15 protein-coding genes are annotated in these 18,936 nt (G+C 63.4%); 8 read left to right on the forward strand and 7 right to left on the reverse strand.

Annotation, left to right across the window (positions count from 1 at the left end; genetic code table 11):
• Window positions 1-138: 138 nt before the first annotated feature.
• Window positions 139-2,445, reverse strand: a complete 2,307-nt coding sequence (locus tag HCZ30_RS09755; RefSeq protein WP_167638090.1) for an FdhF/YdeP family oxidoreductase — start codon at window positions 2,443-2,445, stop codon at window positions 139-141.
• Between the two features lie 131 nt (window positions 2,446-2,576).
• Here HCZ30_RS09755 and HCZ30_RS09760 point away from each other — a divergent pair, with 131 nt between their 5' ends.
• From HCZ30_RS09760 to chrA, 8 genes are all read left to right on the forward strand, one after another.
• On the forward strand, window positions 2,577-3,803 hold the full coding sequence (locus HCZ30_RS09760; RefSeq protein WP_167638091.1) for a putative DNA modification/repair radical SAM protein: 1,227 nt from the start codon (window positions 2,577-2,579) through the stop codon (window positions 3,801-3,803).
• Window positions 3,803-5,230 carry a UdgX family uracil-DNA binding protein gene (locus HCZ30_RS09765; protein WP_167638092.1) on the forward strand — a complete coding sequence of 476 codons (1,428 nt, stop codon included), beginning with the start codon at window positions 3,803-3,805 and terminating at the stop codon, window positions 5,228-5,230. Before HCZ30_RS09760 ends, HCZ30_RS09765 begins: the two co-directional genes overlap by 1 nt.
• A gap of 105 nt (window positions 5,231-5,335) precedes the next feature.
• Window positions 5,336-5,848: a 2Fe-2S iron-sulfur cluster-binding protein gene (locus tag HCZ30_RS09770; RefSeq protein ID WP_167638093.1), complete on the forward strand. Its 513-nt coding sequence runs from the start codon at window positions 5,336-5,338 to the stop codon at window positions 5,846-5,848.
• Window positions 5,845-6,864, forward strand: a complete 1,020-nt coding sequence (locus HCZ30_RS09775; RefSeq protein ID WP_167638094.1) for an FAD binding domain-containing protein — start codon at window positions 5,845-5,847, stop codon at window positions 6,862-6,864. Before HCZ30_RS09770 ends, HCZ30_RS09775 begins: the two co-directional genes overlap by 4 nt.
• Window positions 6,861-9,038, forward strand: a complete 2,178-nt coding sequence (locus HCZ30_RS09780) for a xanthine dehydrogenase family protein molybdopterin-binding subunit (protein WP_167638095.1) — start codon at window positions 6,861-6,863, stop codon at window positions 9,036-9,038. The genes HCZ30_RS09775 and HCZ30_RS09780 overlap by 4 nt, the downstream gene beginning before the upstream one ends.
• A 77-nt stretch (window positions 9,039-9,115) precedes the next feature.
• The gene (locus tag HCZ30_RS09785; RefSeq protein ID WP_167638096.1) at window positions 9,116-9,616 is read left to right on the forward strand and encodes an MbcA/ParS/Xre antitoxin family protein; all 501 of its coding nucleotides are present in this window, start codon (window positions 9,116-9,118) and stop codon (window positions 9,614-9,616) included.
• Window positions 9,616-10,290, forward strand: a complete 675-nt coding sequence (locus tag HCZ30_RS09790; protein ID WP_167638097.1) for an RES family NAD+ phosphorylase — start codon at window positions 9,616-9,618, stop codon at window positions 10,288-10,290. The genes HCZ30_RS09785 and HCZ30_RS09790 overlap by 1 nt, the downstream gene beginning before the upstream one ends.
• Window positions 10,291-10,353: 63 nt before the next feature.
• Complete coding sequence (chrA, locus tag HCZ30_RS09795) at window positions 10,354-11,640, forward strand: chromate efflux transporter (protein WP_175581008.1); 1,287 nt, start codon at window positions 10,354-10,356, stop codon at window positions 11,638-11,640.
• A 32-nt stretch (window positions 11,641-11,672) separates the two neighbouring features.
• On the opposite strand, the gene HCZ30_RS09800 is transcribed toward chrA, so the two are convergent.
• The 6 genes from HCZ30_RS09800 to HCZ30_RS09825 all read right to left on the reverse strand — a co-directional run bounded on the left by HCZ30_RS09800 (window position 11,673) and on the right by HCZ30_RS09825 (window position 18,936).
• Window positions 11,673-13,739, reverse strand: coding sequence for a catalase (locus HCZ30_RS09800; protein WP_167638098.1), 2,067 nt, complete (start codon window positions 13,737-13,739; stop codon window positions 11,673-11,675).
• Window positions 13,740-13,837: 98 nt separating this feature from the next.
• The gene (locus HCZ30_RS09805) at window positions 13,838-14,611 is read right to left on the reverse strand and encodes an inositol monophosphatase family protein (protein ID WP_167638099.1); all 774 of its coding nucleotides are present in this window, start codon (window positions 14,609-14,611) and stop codon (window positions 13,838-13,840) included.
• Window positions 14,611-15,615 carry a LacI family DNA-binding transcriptional regulator gene (locus tag HCZ30_RS09810; RefSeq protein WP_167638100.1) on the reverse strand — a complete coding sequence of 335 codons (1,005 nt, stop codon included), beginning with the start codon at window positions 15,613-15,615 and terminating at the stop codon, window positions 14,611-14,613. The genes HCZ30_RS09805 and HCZ30_RS09810 overlap by 1 nt, the downstream gene beginning before the upstream one ends.
• The gene (locus HCZ30_RS09815) at window positions 15,612-17,051 is read right to left on the reverse strand and encodes a glycerophosphodiester phosphodiesterase (RefSeq protein WP_167638101.1); all 1,440 of its coding nucleotides are present in this window, start codon (window positions 17,049-17,051) and stop codon (window positions 15,612-15,614) included. The genes HCZ30_RS09810 and HCZ30_RS09815 overlap by 4 nt, the downstream gene beginning before the upstream one ends.
• A complete protein-coding gene (locus HCZ30_RS09820; protein WP_167638102.1) occupies window positions 17,048-18,112 on the reverse strand; it encodes an ABC transporter ATP-binding protein in 1,065 nt (354 codons plus the stop codon). The genes HCZ30_RS09815 and HCZ30_RS09820 overlap by 4 nt, the downstream gene beginning before the upstream one ends.
• Window positions 18,112-18,936: a carbohydrate ABC transporter permease gene (locus HCZ30_RS09825; protein ID WP_167638103.1), complete on the reverse strand. Its 825-nt coding sequence runs from the start codon at window positions 18,934-18,936 to the stop codon at window positions 18,112-18,114. The genes HCZ30_RS09820 and HCZ30_RS09825 overlap by 1 nt, the downstream gene beginning before the upstream one ends.

The raw sequence follows: 18,936 nt of genomic DNA on the forward strand, positions 1-18,936 counted from the left end.
TTCGAGGCGCGGCTTTGTCCACTAGTTATGGGGCGAGGGGGAACGGGTACAAGCGGGAAATCCGTCCAACATTCGCGCAATGCGCGTGCTGGACGAAAAGCGCCTACCGCAAACGTGCTGCGGTAGGCGCTGGGCGATTTAGATGACGATCTCGACGGGGGTGCCTTTGTAGGCGGGGGTCTGTGAGTTCTTTTCGTGATAGCCGAGGGGGACGAGAGGGTTCAGTTCGGGGTAGTATCCCGCCACGCATCCCGCAGGCAGATCATAGCCTGTCACCTTGAGACCCGTGACCGCACGGTAGTTTCCGTCTTCCACTGCACAGCGGAGCGTGACGCTCTGCCCTTCTTCCAGCCCGAGGCGCTCCATCTCGTCGCGGTTGATGAGGACGACCATGCGGGTGCCCTTGAGGCCCCGCAAACGATCAGAGAAGCCGTAGATCGTGGTGTTGAACTGGTCGTTGGAGCGGAGGGTTACGAGCGTCATCACTTTGTCGCCGTCGGGTTCCTGTCCCAGAGCAGACAAAGTGGTCGGCGCGGTAAACTCGGCCTTACCGCTGTCGGTCTTCCAATGGCGGTCCCGCGCTGGGTTGCCGCGATAGAACCCGCCCGGCTCGTGCAGGCGGTCGTTGAAGTCCGCGAAATCGTCGGGGAACGTCTGCGAGATCAGATCGCGGATCAGGTCGTAGTTCGCAGTCCAGTCGTCCCAGCGCAGATGCGGATTGGCGGGCAGGGTCGCCTTGGCCATGCGGGCGACAATCGCGGTTTCGGACAGAAGCTGTTCGCTCGGCGGTTCGGCCTGACCGATGGAGCCGTAGATGTGGGAGAACGTATCCTCCATCGAAATGGCCTGCGGGACGCCGTTCTGCATGTCCTTATCGGTGCGGCCCAGACAGGGGAGGATATAGCTGACCTTACCGGGGAAGAGGTGGGAGCGGTTCGGCTTCGTCGCGATATGCACGGTGACATCCAGCTTGGGCCAGAGAGCCTCCATCCGTTCACGGTCGGGCAGGGCGCGCAGGAGGTTGCCGCCGAGGGAGACCATCGCCTTTACCTTGCCGTCGATAATACCCTCACACGCATGGACGGCGTTCATGCCGTTCTCTGTCGGGGCGTCGATACCAAACAGCTCCTTGAGTTTATCGGCGGGCATATGGGCGGATTTCTCGCCGATACCCACAGTCCGCTGTCCCTGCACGTTGGAGTGCCCACGCACGGGGGAGATACCGGCGCCCAGACGGCCGATATTGCCGCGCATCAGCAGCAGGTTCACATACATGCCGAGGTTCAGCCAGCCGTTGACGTGCTGCGTCAGGCCCATGCCGTAGATGCCGATGACGTTCTTGGCGCTGATGTAGATATCGGCGGCCTCTTGGATCATGGCGCGGGTCAGGCCCGACTGCTTTTCGATCTGCTCCCACGTATAGCCCTGCACCGCGGCGATGGTGTCGTCGTAACCGTGGGTGTGCTCGCGCACGAAGTCATGGTCGATCACCTTGCCCGGATCGGCGGCTTCGGCATCCAGAACGCATTTGATGAGGCCGGTGAGCACGGCAATGTCACCACCCGGACGGACCTGGTAGTATTTGTCGGAGATCTGGGTGGGCTTGCCCACGGTCATCTGCACGGGGTTCTGGGGATCGGTGAACTCGATCAACCCGCGTTCGCGTAAGGGGTTGAAGGTGACGACCTTGCAGCCGCGCTTGACGGCTTTCTTCAGCACATGGAGGAAACGGGGGCTGTTGGTGCCGGTGTTCTGCCCGAAGAAGAAGATCGCATCGCAATGGTCGAAATCCTCAAGCGTGCAGGTGCCGACAGGGGTGCCGATGACGTTCTTGAGGTTCACCGACGTCGTCTCGTGACACATGTTCGACGACTGCGGCAGGTTCTGGTGGCCCATAGCGCGGGCGTAGAGGGCATAGAGGTAGGACGCCTCAAGGCCCGCATGACCCGAAGCGTAGAAAACGGCGGACTTCGGATCATCCAGAGCGTTGAGGGACGCACCGATCTCCTCGAACGCGGTATCCCATGACACAGGCACATAGCGGTCGGAGCCCGCGTCATAGCGCAGGGGATGCGTCAGGCGGCCCGCTTTCTCCAGATCGTGGTCATGCCAGTCCCGCAGATCGCTCACGGTATGGCCGGCAAAGAACTTTGGCCCCGCACGGTGGCTGTCCAGCTCCCACAGGGTCGCCTTCGCGCCGTTCTCGCAGAACTCCACAGGGCCGGCGTCCTTGGGCTTGGCCCACGCGCAGGAGGAACACATGACGCCCTTGGGCTTGTTCAGGCCCGCAAGCACTTTCACTGCGACAGGGGAGCTCTTTTCCTCCGCAAAGATCCGCGAAACGCCCTTGAGCGACCCCCACCCACCAGCGGGGCCATGATCGTAGGGGGTATCCTTATCCTGCTCGGTGGCGGAATGGCGCGGGTCGTTCAGCGGGGATGTCATGGCAATGCTCTGGTCTTGGAAAAACTCGTACACCAACGGATGCCTGACGGATCGGTTCCGTGGAATTTTCATCACGCTCTTGGGATTGCGTAAATCTTGCGCGGTATGCGGTGAGAACATATAGTGAACGAATGGCAAGAAAATCACTGTTGGAAAAGCTCGAGATTCTGGCGGACGCGGCGAAATACGACGCATCCTGCGCATCATCGGGTGGGCAGAAACGCAATTCGAAAGACGGCAGGGGCCTTGGATCATCCGGCGGCGCGGGCATCTGTCACGCCTATGCGCCTGACGGGCGGTGTATCTCGCTGCTGAAGATCCTGATGACGAACTTCTGCATCTACGACTGCGCCTACTGCGTGAACCGCGTGTCGTCGCGGGTCGAGCGCGCACGCTTCACCGTCGAAGAGGTCGTCCACCTGACCATCGAATTCTACCGCCGCAATTACATCGAAGGGCTGTTCCTGTCGTCGGGCATCATCAAATCGCCAGACGACACGATGGCGGACATGGTGCGGATCGCGCGTACCCTGCGCGAGCAGGAGAACTTTCGCGGGTATATCCATCTGAAGACCATCCCCGACGCCTCGCCTGATTTGATCGACGAAGCGGGGCGCTGGGCGGACCGTCTGTCGATCAACGTGGAGCTTCCGACGGAGAAGGGCCTCACCGACTATGCGCCCGAAAAGTCCGCCTCCGAGATCAAGCAGGCGATGGCTTTCGTGAAGACCCAAGGCGAAGCGGCAAAGGAAAAGACGTTTCGCGGTCGAAAAGCAAAACGGTTCGCGCCTGCGGGCCAGTCCACGCAGATGATCGTCGGTGCGGACGGCGCGAATGACGCGTCGATCCTGACGAATGCCTCGACGCTCTATTCGGGTTACGGGCTGCGGCGGGTGTATTACTCGGCGTTCTCGCCCATCCCCGATGCGGCCAAAATGCTGCCCCTGATCCGCCCGCCGCTCCAGCGTGAACACAGGCTCTATCAGGCGGACTGGCTGATGCGGTTCTACGGCTTCGATGCCAAGGAGATCGCGCCGAAAACGGGGATGCTGGACCTTGAGGTCGATCCCAAACTCGCGTGGGCGCTGGGCCACCGCGAACAGTTTCCCGTCGATGTGAACCGCGCAACAAAGGAGATGCTGCTGCGCGTGCCGGGGTTCGGAACACGCTCCGTGCAGCGGATCATCGCGGCGCGCAAGCACCGGACCCTGCGGTACGAAGACCTGCTGGCCATCGGGTGCGTTCTCAAACACGCGCAGCCGTTCATCACCCTGCCGGGGTGGACGCCGCGGATGCTGGATGCGGAAAACCTGCGGGCCAAATTCGCGCCTGCGCCCGAACAACTGAGCCTCTTCTGATGCGGACGGTGTCGCTTCGACGGATCGGTACCGTTGCCGCGTGGCGCAAGGAGGCGCGGATGCTCGCGCTGCAAGGCGTCAGGGCAGAGGATGTGCTGTGGCGCGTGGGCGAGGGCGGGGGCGATCTGTTCGGCTCCTCGGGCGCCGCGCCCGTCGGCCAGCCGATCGAACTGCGGCTGCATAAGGACGCGATTTCCTGCCTTGAGACGGCGCTCTATCACAGTGATCCCGAACGGTTTGCGCGGGGCTACGCGCTGATCCTGCGGCTGGCGAAGGGAGAGGTGCGCTGGGGCGACCGCTCTGACGCGATGCTCAACAAGGTGCTGCATCAGGAGAGGGCCGTGCGCCGCGACGTCCACAAGATGCACGCTTTCGTTCGGTTCCGCGAGGTGACGCCCCAAGGCGCCAACCGCCGCGCCTTTGCCGCGTGGTTCGAACCCGAACATCCCATCGTGGAAAAGGCGGTGCCGTTCTTTGCCAAACGCTTTGGCGATATGGACTGGATCATCAAGACGCCGACCATTACGGCGCGTTTCGAAAAGGGTGATCTGTTGTTGGAAGAAACCCGCGATCTGACCCCGCCGCCCGAGGACGCGACCGAAGATCTGTGGCGCGCCTATTTCGCCAACATCTTCAATCCCGCCCGCCTGATGGTGAGCGCGATGACCTCGGAGATGCCCAAGAAATACTGGAAGAACCTGCCCGAAGCGCGGCTGATCCCCGAACTGATCCGCACCGCGCCCGCCCGCGCGATCGCTATGCAGGAGGCCATGCCCACCATCCCGCCGCAGCGCGCGGCCAAGATCACCGAGACCCTGCGCAAACCCGAAGGCATGGGCGATCTGACGCTGGAGACGCTGAAGCCCGCGCTCGACGCCTGCCGCCGTTGTCCCATCGGCTGCCACGCGACCCAAGGCGTTGCGGGCGCGGGGCGGCGCGATGCGCGGCTGATGGTCGTTGGCGAACAACCGGGCGATCAGGAGGATCTGGCGGGCCGTCCCTTCGTCGGGCCAGCAGGGCAGAAGTTCGACGCCTGTGCGCAGGTCGCGGGGCTGGACCGCAAGGATGCATATGTGACCAACGCGGTGAAACACTTCAAATTCGAGCCGCGCGGCAAGCGGCGCCTCCACTCCCGCCCCAACAATTCGGAGATCGACCACTGCAAATGGTGGCTCGATTTCGAACGGCAGGAGGTGAAGCCCGACCTGATCGTCGCGATGGGCGCCACCGCTGCCTATGCGCTCACTGGATCGGGCGACAGGCTGCTGGCGCGGCGGGGCAAAATCGAACGCGGGGCGGACGGGGCCAACGTGCTGATCACGCTCCACCCCTCGTATTTGCTCCGCATCCCCGACCCCGCGCGGCAGGCGAAGGCGGAGCGTCAGCTCTCCGCCGACCTGCGGCAGGCTATGGACTGGTTTGGATAATCCTTCGGGAACAATCATGAATTGATCGGGTTTTCTTCCGAACGCATGTCGGCTCGCGCCTATTTCGACGCGCCGGCGACTGCCAGCATTCTCGGAAGGTTTCTCATGGATATTCGAATGACGGTTAACGGCGAGGAGCGGTCACTGGACCTCGATCCCCGCACGTCCCTGCTCGACGCGCTACGCGATGATCTGCGCCTCACAGGCACCAAGAAAGGCTGCGACCACGGCCAGTGCGGCGCTTGTACGGTGCTGGTCAATGGCCGCCGCATCAACTCGTGTCTGACGCTGGCTGCGATGCACGATGGCGATGAAATCACCACGATCGAAGGGCTCGGCGCAGAGGATAACCTGAACGAGCTTCAGGCCGCATTCGTTGAGTGTGACGGCTTCCAATGCGGGTATTGCACCCCCGGTCAGATCATGTCTGCCACGGGTATGTTGAACGAGGCCGCCGAGGGAATGCCCTCCCATGTCAGCGCCGATCTGAACGACGGGGTGGACCTGTCGGACGCGGAAATTGCCGAACGCATGAGTGGCAACCTCTGCCGTTGTTCGGCCTATCCGTTCATCCGCAAGGCGATCAGCAGCGTCGCCACGAAGGAGGCCGCGGAATGAAGCCGTTCGAATATGTCCGCGTCAACGATCTGATTTCCGCCGCCGGTGCGCTGGATGAAAAGTCCGAAATTATCGCGGGCGGCACCAACCTTCTCGATTTGATGAAACTTCAGGTGATGGCCCCCGATAAGGTGGTCGACATCACCCGCATTCCCGGCCTCGACAAGATCGAACCCAAGGGTGAGGGCCTGCGCATCGGAACGCTGGTGAAGAACGCCGATCTGGCCGCCGATCCGCGCATTCGCACGGGCTATCCGGTGCTGTCACGTGCGCTGCTGGCGGGCGCGTCTGGCCAGATCCGCAACAAGGCGACCACTGGCGGCAACCTGCTGCAACGCACGCGCTGCCCCTATTTCTATGACCCCGAGATGGCCTGCAACAAACGCGAGCCGGGTGCCGGATGTTCGGCCAAGGGCGGCGTATCGCGTATGCTCGCGATCCTAGGCACCTCAGAGGACTGCCGCGCCGCGCATCCGTCGGACATGGCCGTGGCGCTGCGGGCGCTGAACGCGATGATCGAAATCCGCCGCAAGAACGGCGACACCTATCAGCTCGCGATGGACGATTTCTACCGCCTTCCGGGAGATCGGCCGGACATCGAGACGAACCTCAAAGACGGCGAGATCATCACCGCTGTCATCCTGCCAAGACCCGTCATCGGCGTGCAGAGCTACCGCAAAATCCGCGACCGCGCCTCCTATGCCTTTGCCCTCGTGTCGGTCGCTGCGGTCGCGACGGTCGAACACGGGCTGATCCAGAACGCCTCTGTTGCGTTCGGCGGCATCGGTGCGCGGCCTTGGGCGGACCTCGACGTGAACGCCTTCCTCAACGGCAAAGAACCCAGCGCGGAGCTCTTTGGCGAGGCGGCTGATCTGTTGCTTACCGCCGCGATCACCGACGAGGGCAATGCCTTTAAAACCACAATGACCCGCCGCGCGCTGATCGCCGTCATGTCCGAAGTCACGGGCCTGCGCGAAGCATCCGTCGGCTCCGACCGCGTGGGAGAAATCGCATGAACAAGCATCTGAAAATGGACGCCCCGCAGCCGCGCGTGCTGGACGAAACCCGTCAGGGAATCCTCGGCAAGGGCATATCCCGCACCGAAGGCCCGAAGAAAGTCAGCGGCAGCGCGACCTATGCGGGCGATAACCACCCCGACGGCATGGCGCACGGCGTTCTGCTGCGAGCGGGCATCACCAAGGGCAAGGTCACGGGTTTTGACGAGAGCGCGGCGCAGAAGATCGACGGTTACGTCGGTCTGTTCCATGGCCCGAAATTCATCCGCAACAACGCGCAGGGCATGGCCGACGAGGCCCCCGTGCAGCCCGATTGCGAGGTGCATTACCACAGCCAGCCCATCGGTCTAGTCGTCGCCGAAACCTTCGAAGCGGCCCGCGATGCGGCGCTGGCGATCAAGGTCAGCTATGACGAAGAAGGCGCGCTGGTCGATCCGAAATCCGCTCCGCAAGAGGATCAGGGCGGTCCCGACGTTGGCGATCTGGAGGCCGATATGGGCCGCGCCGATGTGACCGTGGACGAGATTTACACCACCGAAGCGCAGGTCTCTGCCGCGATGGAGCTGCACGGATCGGTCGCGCAGTGGAACGACGGCAAGCTGCTGCTGCAAAGCAGTCTGCAAATGCTGAAGTTCAACCGCAATGAAATCGCGGACTCGCTGGGGATTGACCCCGAGAACGTCCGCATCCTCGCGCCCTATGTGGGCGGCGGTTTCGGCTCCAAGCTGGGGATCGGCGCGGATGCGGTTTCGGCGGCGATTGCAGCGCGCGATCTGGGCCGTCCCGTGCGCGTCATCATGCCTCGCCAGACCGTGTTCGACGCGGTGCTGCGCCGTACGGAGACAGAGCAGCGCGTGCGGCTCGGTGCGCGCTCTGACGGGACGATCACCAGCATCGGCCACGACGATCTGGTGTCCAACCTCGAAGGCGAGGGCTTTGCGGAGCCGACGTCGCAGGCGAGCCAGTTCCTCTACGCCGCGCCGAACCGCAAGATGCAGCAGACGGTGTCGCGCAATCACCGCACGCCGTCAGGCTCTGTCCGTGCACCGGGTGAGGCGGTCGGGATGCTCGGCCTTGAGGTCGCGATGGACGAACTGGCCGAGCGGCTGGGGATGTGTCCGGTGAAACTGCGCCTCCAGAATGTGCCCGAGCGTGACCCCGACAGCGGCGTGCCGTTCACCGCGCATTCGTTGACAGAGGCGCTGAAACGCGGCGCACAGGAGTTCGGCTGGAAGGACCGCAAGGCCAACGGCGCCCGCCGCGAGGGCGAATGGCTGATCGGCATGGGCGTCGCCTCGGCGGCCCGCAAGAACATGCTGCTGCCCGCCAAAGCCCGCGTGACGCTCGACGGCGACAAGGCCGTGGTGGAGACCGATATGACCGACATCGGCACCGGCTCCTACACGATTTTCGCGCAGATCACGGCGGAGGCTTTGGGTTTGCCGATCGAGAACGTCGAAGTGCGACTGGCCGACACTGACTATCCCGAAGCGTCCGGCTCCGGCGGCTCTTTCGGTGCGAGTTCAACGGGTTCCGCCGTGTTCCTCGCGTGTCAGTCGATCCGCGAAGAGATCGCGGCGAAGTGCGGCGCTAATGACTTCACCCTCAAGGACGGTCAGGTGACCGCGGGCGGCAAGACCACCGCGCTGAGCGACCTGCTGGACGCGCCGCTCTCGGCCGTGGGGGAGATCGAAAAGGGCCAGACGTCCGAAGATCACTTGTCCTCGGGCTTTGGTGCGCACTTCGCCGAGGTCGCCGTGAACGAGGTCAGCGGCGAGGTCCGCGTACGCCGTATGCTCGGCGTGTTCGGCGCGGGGCGTATCCTGAACGAGAAAACCGCGAAGTCGCAGCTCGTCGGCGGGATGATCTGGGGCATCGGCGCGGCGCTGACCGAAGAGGCCGCGCACGACCCGCGCACCGGCCACATCATCACCCGCGATCTGGCGAATTATCACGTCGCCTCGCACGCCGATGTGCCCGAGCAGATCGACACTATCCTGCTGGAGGAACGCGACGATTATGCGAACCCCATTCAGGCCAAGGGTGTCGGCGAGCTGGGTATCTCGGGTGCAGGTGCTGCGGTTCTGAACGCGATCTACAACGCTTGTGGTGTCCGCGTTCGCAGCTTCCCCGCCACGCCTGACAAGGTGATGGCAGGTCTGGACGCCATGTGAAACGGCGAGGCGGCCTCCGTAGGGTTGATTTGTCCAATATTGGACATTATATTCAACCTTGAACAAAGGAGGCCGCCATGCAGCTTGTCCAATTCCCGCAATCGGGTCCGCTTTATGCGTTCCAGACAATCCAGAAAGACGACCGCGCACGTGTGAGCGGGCCGTCTTTGCGCACGTTCAGGAACATCGCGGACGAATGGAGCCTGAGTGAGCGCGACCGTATCGCGATCCTCGGCGAGCCGGGGCGGTCCACCTATCACCTCTGGATGAAGAAAGCGGGCGAGGGCGCAGCGCTGTCGTTGCCGCTCGATACGCTGCTGCGGCTGTCGGGCGTGCTCGGCATCTACAAATCTCTCGCGATCCTGTTTTCGGACCCCGCGCAGGGCCACGTCTGGCTGCAAAACCCGCATCAGGGCACGGTGTTCAACGGTGCTTCGCCGCTGAGTTTTGTCATCGACGGCGGGCAGGACGGCATCCTGACCGTGCGCCGCTACCTCGACGCATGGCGCGGCGGTCACATGGGCCACGGCGCGGAAGATTTCGAACCCGTGGGCGAAGACGACGTGGTCTTTGTCTGATGGATGCTCACGGCTTTCCGCTGGTCGCGGCGCCCGAGGGCACATCGCGGCTCGTCCCCTCCCGATTTCCGCCCGTGTCCGCATTCGAGCGCGTTGCTGCGGTGGACGATCTGGAAACGGTGATGGAGCTTGAGGGCTGGACCAACGACCGCCTGACCGCGCACCGATTGTCGATGCTCGACCAGAGCGAATGGGTCTACGGCCGTCCCAATGCCAGCGTCGTCATGGCCGCGTTCATGCACGGCTCGCGCACGGGGATGCGGTTTTCGGGAACGGACCTCGGCGCGTGGTATTGCTCGACCGAGCTGATGACCGCCGTGCTGGAAGTTGCCAATGGAATGCGCAAGGAAATCGCGGTCAGCGGGGTGGCACGGCTGACGTCGGAGTACCGCCAGTACACCGCCGATCTGGCGGGCGATTACGTGGATGTCAGCGGCGATCCCAGTTTTTCCGATCCGTCCGAGGCGACCTATCCCAAGGGGCAGGCGCTCGGCCACGCGGTGCGGTTTGGCGAGGACGCCTCGGGCATCCGCTACGACAGTGCGCGGCGCAAGGGCCATGACAACTGGGTCTGCTATCGCCCGACCCATGTGCGGAACGTCACGCAAGCCGACCATTTCGAAATCGACGTGCCGCCCACGGGCAAGGTCGTGGTGCGCAAACTTTCGGACTGAAACGACTTCAAACAGTCACAGAGCTAGGCCATTGTGCGGCAACCGATTTTCCGAAGGCTGCGCATGTCCGACAAATTCCCCACCTTAGGCGAAGCTACCCGCGTCTGGGCCAAGATCGCCGCGCTCAGCTTTGGCGGGCCTGCGGGTCAGATGGCGGTAATGCACCGCATCCTCGTCGATGAAAAACGCTGGCTCGGGGAGCAGCGGTTCCTGCACGCGCTGAATTTCTGCATGTTGCTGCCGGGACCGGAGGCGCAGCAGCTCGTCACCTACGTCGGCTGGCTGATGCACGGGGTGCGCGGCGGGCTCATCGCGGGGCTGCTGTTCATCCTGCCGGGGATGCTGTCGATCCTCGCGCTGAGTGTCGTCTATGTCCTTTACGGCGATGTCGCTTGGGTAAGCGCGGTGTTCTTCGGGCTGAAAGCGGCGGTGCTGGCAATCGTCGTGCAGGCAGTGATCCGGCTTGCGGGGCGGGCGTTGAAAACGTGGCTCATGCGCGGGCTGGCGGTGGCGTCGTTCGTCGGCATCTTCGCCCTCGGGCTACCGTTCCCGCTGATCATATTGGCGGCTGCGCTGGTCGGCTGGATCGCGGTGAGGGGCGGCGCGTCAGAGGAGGAGGCCTTGGCCGACACCTCTCTGCTCGCTGATATCGAGGTGACACCCGAACGCAAATCCGCCACGTTTCGCGCGGGTTGGGCGGCGCTGGCGGCGTGGCTGGTGCCTGTGCTCGCCATCGTGCTTTTGGCCCCCGAAAGCGTGCTGTCCGAGATCGCCACGTTCTTTTCCACCCTCGCCATGATGACCTTCGGCGGAGCCTACGCGGCGCTCGCTTGGGTCGCGCAGGACGGGGTCGGGGTCTATGGCTGGCTGACCGCCTCGCAGATGGTGGACGGGCTTGGGCTCGCGGAAACCACCCCCGGACCGCTGATTATGGTGCTGCAATTCGTGGGCTTTCTGGCAGGCTACCGCGAGGGGCTATCGGTCGCGATCATCGGCGCGCTGCTGACCACTTGGGTGACGTTTGCGCCCTGTTTTGTCTGGATATTCTTCGGCGCACCGTTCATGGAACGCCTCCGCACGAACCGCCGCCTCCAAGGCGCGCTGAAGGCCGTCACCTCAGCCGTCGTGGGTGTCATCATGAACATCGCGATCTGGTTTGCGGTGCATGTCATCTGGGCCGAGGTCGGCGTGTCCCGCACCGGAATGCCAGTGCCTGACCTGTCCAGCATCAAATGGGACGCAGCGGCGCTTTGCGTTCTTGCGGGCGTCATGGTGCTGGGTCTGAAATGGGGGATCGGGCGGGTGCTGCTCGTCTGCGCGGCCTGCGGGCTGGCTCTCAGCATGGTGTGAGGCCGCCCCGATAACGGAGCGGCCCTGATCGTTTACGCGAGGGTGCGGACCTTCGGTTCGCGGTCCCAATACCGTAGCTTCGCCGCCTCGATAAAGCCGTCGAGGTCGGTGATGCCGCCATCCTTTTCGACGTTGGCGGCGTCCAGCAGCGCGTGTGCGCCGTTGGTGTGGCCGATCGCCTTGAGGTGCGCGAACGCCTGCATGACATAGGTCACGGCGGCGCTGTCCATCGACAGTTTCTTCGCGCTCTCTTCGTTCAGGATCACCGCAATCGCGTCAAAGATCACGGACGGCGTGCCAGCCAACTGCCCGTCGGCGTCCATCTTACCGCCCTTGAGTTTGATATTCGCGACCTGCGGCGCGACGACCATCGCGGTGCCGCCAGCAGCCTTCACGGCGTCGATCATCGCTTCGACCTCGGCCTTGTCCGAACCTTCGGCAATGAGAATGCCGACCTTGCGGCCCTCCAGCGTGGCGTTCCAGTTTTTCTGGATCGACAGCGCGGGCGAGGGGTCGAGGTCCACGGGCTTCTTGAACGGCTCGGCTGCCTTGGGAAGCTTCATGCCGAGGCCGTCAGCCACGCGCTTTGCCAGTTCTTCGGACACCAGTTGCAGGTGCGTCAGGACACGTTCGCGGATGTGCGGCAGTTCGACCTTGGACAACTCGAAGGTGATCGCGGTCGCGATGTGAGCGCGTTCGTTATCGGTCTGCGAGTTCCAGAACATGCGCGGCTGGCTGTAGTGATCGCCGAAGCTTTCATCCCGCACGCGCAGCTTCTGCGAGCCGTCGTTGCCCAGTTCTGAGTTGTCCTCGTAGGTGTGATACTCGGTGCCGGTCGCGCGGGGGCCAGCGTCCTCGCCCGCTTCATCGAGGCTGTTCGGCTCGTAGTTGGCGCGGCCTTTGGGGACATGCGTCTGCATCAGGCCGTCACGCTGCATATTGTGGAACGGGCAGCGCGGTGCGTTGATCGGGATCTGGTGGAAGTTCGTCGTGCCCAGACGCGATTTCTGCGTGTCGAGGTAGGAGAACAGTCGCCCCTGAAGCAGCGGGTCGTTGGTAAAGTCGATGCCCGGCACCACGTTCGACGGCAGGAACGCGGCCTGCTCGACCTCGGCAAAGTAGTTGTCGGGGTTCCGGTCCAGCACCATGCGGCCGACGATGCGGACGGGCGCGATTTCTTCGGGCACCAGTTTGGTCGCATCAAGGACGGAGTAGGGCAGTTCCTCGGCCAGCTCGTCAGAGATCACCTGCACGCCCAGATCCCACTCGGGGTAGTCGCCGTTCATGATCGCTTCGAACAGGTCGCGGCGGTGCATGTCGTTGTCGGCAGACTGCGCGGCGAGGCTTTCGTCCCAGACATAGGACTGCACGCCCAGCTTCGGCTTCCAGTGGAATTTGACGAAGGACGATTTGCCCTCAGCATTTACGAGGCGGAAGGTGTGGACGCCGAAGCCCTCCATCATCCGCAGCGAACGCGGGATGCCGCGGTCGGACATCGCCCACATGACGGTGTGCAGGCTTTCGGGCATCAGGCTGACGAAATCCCAGAACGTGTCATGCGCCGATGCGGCCTGCGGATAGCCGCGGTCGGCCTCCATTTTGACCGAGTGGATGAGGTCGGGGAACTTGATCGCGTCCTGAATGAAGAACACGGGAATGTCGTTGCCGACGAGATCCCAGTTGCCTTCGTCGGTGTAGAACTTCACGGCAAAGCCGCGCACATCGCGCGGGGTGTCCACGCTACCCGCGCCTCCTGCAACGGTCGAAAAACGCGCGAATAGTTCGGTTTTCTTGCCCTTTTCGGCAAAGAGCGACGCTTTGGACAGTTCAGGGATCGGGTCGGTGCATTCGAAATAGCCGTGCGCGGCAGAGCCTCGGGCGTGGACGATGCGTTCGGGAATGCGTTCGTGGTCGAAGTGGAAGATCTTTTCGCGGAGCACGAAATCTTCGAGCAGGGTCGGGCCGAGCGATCCGGCTTTGAGGCTATTCTGGTTGTCGGAAATCGGAACGCCGTGGTTGGTGGTGAGCGTGTCGGTGCCTTTGGCTGCGTATTGGTGCAGTTCGCCACCATTGCCGGTGGTCGGTTTGCGGTCGGCCATGGGAAACTCCTGAGGGAAAACGGGTGAAGCGCGGCGCGTGCCGCAGGGAATGCACGAACCAACGTGCCGCGCCCGTCTTCGTTCCTCAGGTTGTCCGACTATTCCGCTGCTGCGATCACGTCTTTGAGCGCATCCGCCACGCCCGCCGCGCAGGCCAGCACGGGCGCCGGGCGGTCGAGCGGGTGGGGGATGTGATAGCCGCCCGCTTCGGACACCATCAGCAGACCTGCCGCGCAGTCCCACGGGGACAGGACAGGCTCCACAAAGCCGAGGTAGTGACCTGCCGCCGTGTGCGCGAGGCTCAGTGCAGCAGAGCCGTTGCGCTGGAAATTGCCACCCGACGACAAAATACCATGCACGAGGCGGCTGATCTTGTCCGCGTCGCCCGAGCCGATGGCGGTCAGCCCTTCGGTCATGCTGGTCGCCTTCGACGCGGTGAGCCTGCGGTCGTCCTGCCATGCGCCGCGTCCTTTGGCAGCATGGTAAAGGCGGCCCGCGCAGGGCTCCGCAATCCAGCCCGCCATGATGTCGTCGCCGCGCACGACCGCGACCGAGATCGACCAGCTGCGCAGCCCGTGCAGATAGGGCGCTGTGCCGTCGATGGGGTCGATAATCCAGCGCCAACCGCTCGTGCCTGCTTGCAGACCGTGTTCCTCGCCCAGCATACCGTCATTCGGAAAGGCTTTGGCCAGACCATCGCGGATCAGGGTTTCGACGTTGCGGTCGGCCTCGCTCACGAGGTCCTGCGCGTTCTTTTTGGTGTCGATGGTCAGCGTTTCGCGGCGGTTGAAATAGTCCAGCGCCATAACAGCGGCGTCACGCACAATAGCGCCGCCCAGTTCGATCCGGGCGGTCAGGTCTTGGTCGTTCATCATGTTCTCCGGGTGGAGCCGCGACGGACCGGCGTCACGCCGATCCGGATCAGGCGTCCGGTTGTTTCAGGCGCGGCGATCCGTTCCGCCAGCGCATCGAGGCAGGCGCGGGTGAGCGCCTGGGGGTCCTGCCTGAGAGTGGTGAGGTCGTAGGCGGGCCATGCCGCCTCGTTGATGTCATCGCAGCCGACGAGCGCCATCAGGTCCGGCACCGAATGCCCCGCGCGGCGCAGCCCGTCGATAAAGCCGAGCGCGAAGAAGTCGTTGGCACAATGCGCGCCGTCGACCTCAAGCCCTTGGGACAGAAAATCCTCCGCCGCCTCGATGCCGCCCGCGTGGTTCTGGGCGGTGCCGTAGGCCATCCCGACAAGCTCCATTCCGAGGGTTTCGACCTCGTCAAGGAACGCATCGCGGCGCGCGCCGATGGTAAACGAATTGCGGCGCTGACCCGCGTAAAGGATGCGCTTGCAGCCAATGTCGTGCAGCTCCTGCGCGGCCAATCGGCCCGCAAGGTCGGTGTCCTGCATCACCCGCGCGGTGCGTTCGCCCACGGGGGCCTTGTTGACCAGCACGAGCGGCACGCCGTAGCGGGCGCATTCGTCGGCGATCTCGGCGGGGGGCGTGTCAGAGGTCACGATCGCGCCGGAGACGTTATAATTCAGCATCATGTCGATGACGGTCTTGGTGCTGTCGCCTTCGCTCCATGGCAGGAGGAACGGGCGATAACCGTCGGCCACGAGGCCGCGCGCAAGCAGATCGACCGTCACAGCGCGGAACGAGTGGTCCATGTCGGACACCACCAGCGCCACGAGCTTGGATGGCTGGGCGGAGTTCAGGCTGCGGGCCAGATGGTTGACGCGGTAGCCGAGCTTGTCGGCGGCCTCCATCACCTTGGCGCGGGTCTCGCCCGACACGCTGGCGCCGTCGGTGAAGGTGCGGCTGACGGCAGATCGCGAAACGCCCGCCAGCGCGGCCACATCGGCCGCAGTGGGTGGTCGCTTCATGCCATCTGTTCCTTGAGCGCCGCGAGCAGCATATCCGCACGGTCGAGGTTGATCATCTCGGGCCGCCATTTGGCGATCTGCACGAAAACCTCCGGATCGGAGCCGAAATATTGCAGCATCGGGCGGATACCGTGTTCGCGGCAGAGGGGGGCTTCGACCTCCCAATCCTTGACCTGGATTTCGCAGATCTGCGGTTGGAGCTGTTCGACCATCCGCTCGAAACTGCCGTGGTGGACGATGTTCGACTTGATGTTGCAGTCCTTCGACAACGCCCTCATGTCCAGCAGGATCTGCGGGTTCGGCGACCAGAAGAAACAGTCGTCCAAAAAGTCATGGGCGGCCACGAAATCGAGCAGTTTTTGCGGGTCTACCGATTTGTTTTCGATGTAGATTTTCTTGCCGTGCTGTTTGGCGAGCGCAATGGATTCCGACAGATGCGGGATGCGTTCGTGGTGCCAGTGCGGGTCTTTCCAACTGCCCGCATCAAGGTCCTTGAGCGCCTCGCGGGTGTTGTCCGTGATCTTGCCGCTGCCCGAGGTCGTGCGGTCCAGCGTGTCGTCGTGGAGGACCATGATCTCTCCATCCGCGGTTTCGCGCACGTCGAGTTCCAGCCAGTCGCAGCCGAAATCAAACGTCAGATGGGCCGAAGCCATCGTGTTCTCGGGCGCGATATGGTTGATGCCGCGATGGCAGACGACCTCGATACCGGTGTCGGGGATGGAATGGAAACCGCCCATCAGTTCGGGATTGTCGGTGCAGATGCCGAGCACGGGCAGCTTCACCAGATCGGCCAGCACGTCGGGGCGTTCCTCGTGCCAGAGGACGATGCCCAGCCCGCGCTCCTGCGCCCGAGCGATCAGATCGGGCGTCACGAGGTCCTGCGGGCGGTCCGAGGCGTGTTCCCAGCACAGGTGAATGATGTCGGCGTAGGTGGCACGGGCGCGCTCGAACGGGTCTTCACCCGCGCGGACAAGCACGGACACGGGGTAGGGGCAGCTGTTGTCGATGAGCAGTTTCGCCTCGGTATCGTCGAAGGCACCGAGCACGGCGTTGTCGACAACATTTGCCAGTAGCAGGGCCACTGATGGCGCGCCGGAACCCTTGGCCTTGAGGTCCAGATAGAGCGACTGACCGCGCTCGCGGGCCTGTTCGATTGTCTGGTTGAGGTCCGGCAGATCGGGCAGTAGGTCGTGCAGTTCGTCGCGCGAATGGTCGGCCAGCGTGATGCCGTTCTGCACGGGATCGTGGCTGACAAGCGGGACGCCGTCGGACGACAGCCAGACGTCGATTTCCCACATCTCCGACCCGAGATCGGCGGCGAAGTCATAGGCTTTGGGCGTGCCTTCCTTGGCGTGGGCCGAGGCGCCGCGGTGCGCGATGCACAGCGGGCGGCCGTCGGCGCGGCGGGGGAAGGGGAACTTGAGGCTAGGTCTCATAAAGTCTGGCCGTCCATATCGAAAGCAAGCATTCGGTCTACGTCTACGCCCCATGTTACCTCATCGCCCACGCCCACGTCATCACGTACGGGCTGGACAGATCGCAGCACCACGCCGGGTGCGGCTTCAACGTCGAACAGCATCTCGCGGCCCTGCGGTTCGACGAACACGATGCGGCCCGATGCTTGCGCCGTGCCAGTGCTGCCGAAGTGTTCGGGGCGCAGCCCGAGCGAAATGCGCTGCCCCGCAGGCAGATCCCGCAGACGGGACGGGAGCGGCAGGAACAGCCCCTGATCCATCGCGAAACGGCCTTCGGTCGCGGTGTGACCTTCGAGGAAGGTGATCGGCGGATTACCCAAGAAACCCGCGACGAATTTGTTCACAGGATTGCGGTACATCTCGGTCGGGCTGGCGATCTGGAGGATCTCGCCCTTGTCCATGATCGCCACGCGGTCGCACATCGACATCGCTTCAACCTGATCGTGGGTCACGAGGATCGCGGTGATGCCTGTCTCGAGCTGGATGCGGCGGATTTCCGAGCGCATCTCGAGCCGCAGTTTCGCATCAAGGTTCGCCAGCGGCTCGTCGAGGAGCAGCACGTCAGGCTTGCGCACCAAGGCGCGGGCGAGCGCCACGCGCTGCTGCTGACCGCCCGAAAGCTGCGCGGGGCGGCGTTCGAGCAGGTTCTCGATATGGATCAGTTCGGCAATCGCGCGCACTTCGCGGGCGATTTCGGACTTGGACGGGCGCGGTTTCTGCACCGTGAGCGGGAAGGCGATGTTTTCCTCGACCGTTAGGTGCGGATAGAGCGCGTAGTTCTGGAACACGACGCCGACGTTGCGCTTTTGCGAGGGCAGGTCGGACACGTCGCGGTCGCCGAACATGATGCGCCCGCCATCGGCGCGGTAGATGCCGCAGATCGAGAACAGCGTGGTGGACTTGCCGCACCCCGACGGGCCGAGAAGGGCGAGCATCTCGCCGTCTTCGACAGTGAGGTCGAGGCCCTCGATTACCGGCGTGCCGTCAAAGCATTTGGTGAAATTCTGGAGTTGTAGTCGCATTAGCCCTTGGTGCCTCCGCCGAAGATGTTCATGAGCCGGTTCTGGAAAAGCACAAAGAGGATGATGACCGGCAAAGTGTAGAAAACGCCTACGGATTTGAAAAGATTGAAGTCATAGCCGAGCTGGTCGGCCTGAACGAGTTCATTGAGGAACACCGAAAGGACTTCCATGTCTGACCCCGGTGCCAGAATGCGCGGCAGGAGGTATTCGCCCCAGCCGTCGAGGAATGCAAAGACCGACAGTGCCACGAGGCCCGGTTTGACCTGCGGCAGGATCAGGCGGCGGAAGACCGTCAGGCGCGATGCCCCGTCTTGGACGCCAGCCATTTCGATCTCCCACGGGACGGCGTCATAGAAGCCCTTCATGATCCAGATGCCGAAGGGCAGCATGAGCGAACCTTTGACGAGGATCACGCCGATCATGGTGTTGTAGAGGCCCGTGAACTTCAGAACGAAGAACACGCCGATCAGCAGGGTTACCGCCGGAAAGGCGTGCATGACCATGATCCCCGCGAGGAAGAACCGGCGGAACGGCAGGTTCAGACGCGAGACCGCATAGCCCGCCAGCGAAGAGATCGGCACCACGATCACGATGATCGACACGGCGAGGATCAGGCTGTTGCCGGCGGCTTTCCACACATTGCCGACGACACTCGGGTCCCAGAGGAACCGCCAGTGCGCGAGCGTGAAGCGGTCGGGCCACAGCTCTCCCGGAGGGGCGTCGGTGAAGGTGTCGAGGATCAGGAACCCGTACATGACCGCGATCGGCAGGCTGACGATGGTCAGAAGGATGATCAGCGGGAAAATTGCGAAATTCTTGGTCAT

The sequence above is a fragment of the Marivivens donghaensis genome, from assembly GCF_011806565.1.
Taxonomy (GTDB): Bacteria; Pseudomonadota; Alphaproteobacteria; order Rhodobacterales; family Rhodobacteraceae; genus Marivivens; species Marivivens donghaensis_A.

Coding starts and splice junctions, on each gene's coding strand:
- HCZ30_RS09755 (WP_167638090.1), bottom strand. CDS start 2,445: ATGACATCCCCGCTGAACGACCCGCGCCATTCCGCCACCGAGCAGGAT.
- HCZ30_RS09760 (WP_167638091.1), top strand. CDS start 2,577: ATGGCAAGAAAATCACTGTTGGAAAAGCTCGAGATTCTGGCGGACGCG.
- HCZ30_RS09765 (WP_167638092.1), top strand. CDS start 3,803: ATGCGGACGGTGTCGCTTCGACGGATCGGTACCGTTGCCGCGTGGCGC.
- HCZ30_RS09770 (WP_167638093.1), top strand. CDS start 5,336: ATGGATATTCGAATGACGGTTAACGGCGAGGAGCGGTCACTGGACCTC.
- HCZ30_RS09775 (WP_167638094.1), top strand. CDS start 5,845: ATGAAGCCGTTCGAATATGTCCGCGTCAACGATCTGATTTCCGCCGCC.
- HCZ30_RS09780 (WP_167638095.1), top strand. CDS start 6,861: ATGAACAAGCATCTGAAAATGGACGCCCCGCAGCCGCGCGTGCTGGAC.
- HCZ30_RS09785 (WP_167638096.1), top strand. CDS start 9,116: ATGCAGCTTGTCCAATTCCCGCAATCGGGTCCGCTTTATGCGTTCCAG.
- HCZ30_RS09790 (WP_167638097.1), top strand. CDS start 9,616: ATGGATGCTCACGGCTTTCCGCTGGTCGCGGCGCCCGAGGGCACATCG.
- chrA (WP_175581008.1), top strand. CDS start 10,354: ATGTCCGACAAATTCCCCACCTTAGGCGAAGCTACCCGCGTCTGGGCC.
- HCZ30_RS09800 (WP_167638098.1), bottom strand. CDS start 13,739: ATGGCCGACCGCAAACCGACCACCGGCAATGGTGGCGAACTGCACCAA.
- HCZ30_RS09805 (WP_167638099.1), bottom strand. CDS start 14,611: ATGAACGACCAAGACCTGACCGCCCGGATCGAACTGGGCGGCGCTATT.
- HCZ30_RS09810 (WP_167638100.1), bottom strand. CDS start 15,615: ATGAAGCGACCACCCACTGCGGCCGATGTGGCCGCGCTGGCGGGCGTT.
- HCZ30_RS09815 (WP_167638101.1), bottom strand. CDS start 17,051: ATGAGACCTAGCCTCAAGTTCCCCTTCCCCCGCCGCGCCGACGGCCGC.
- HCZ30_RS09820 (WP_167638102.1), bottom strand. CDS start 18,112: ATGCGACTACAACTCCAGAATTTCACCAAATGCTTTGACGGCACGCCG.
- HCZ30_RS09825 (WP_167638103.1), bottom strand. CDS start 18,936: ATGACCAAGAATTTCGCAATTTTCCCGCTGATCATCCTTCTGACCATC.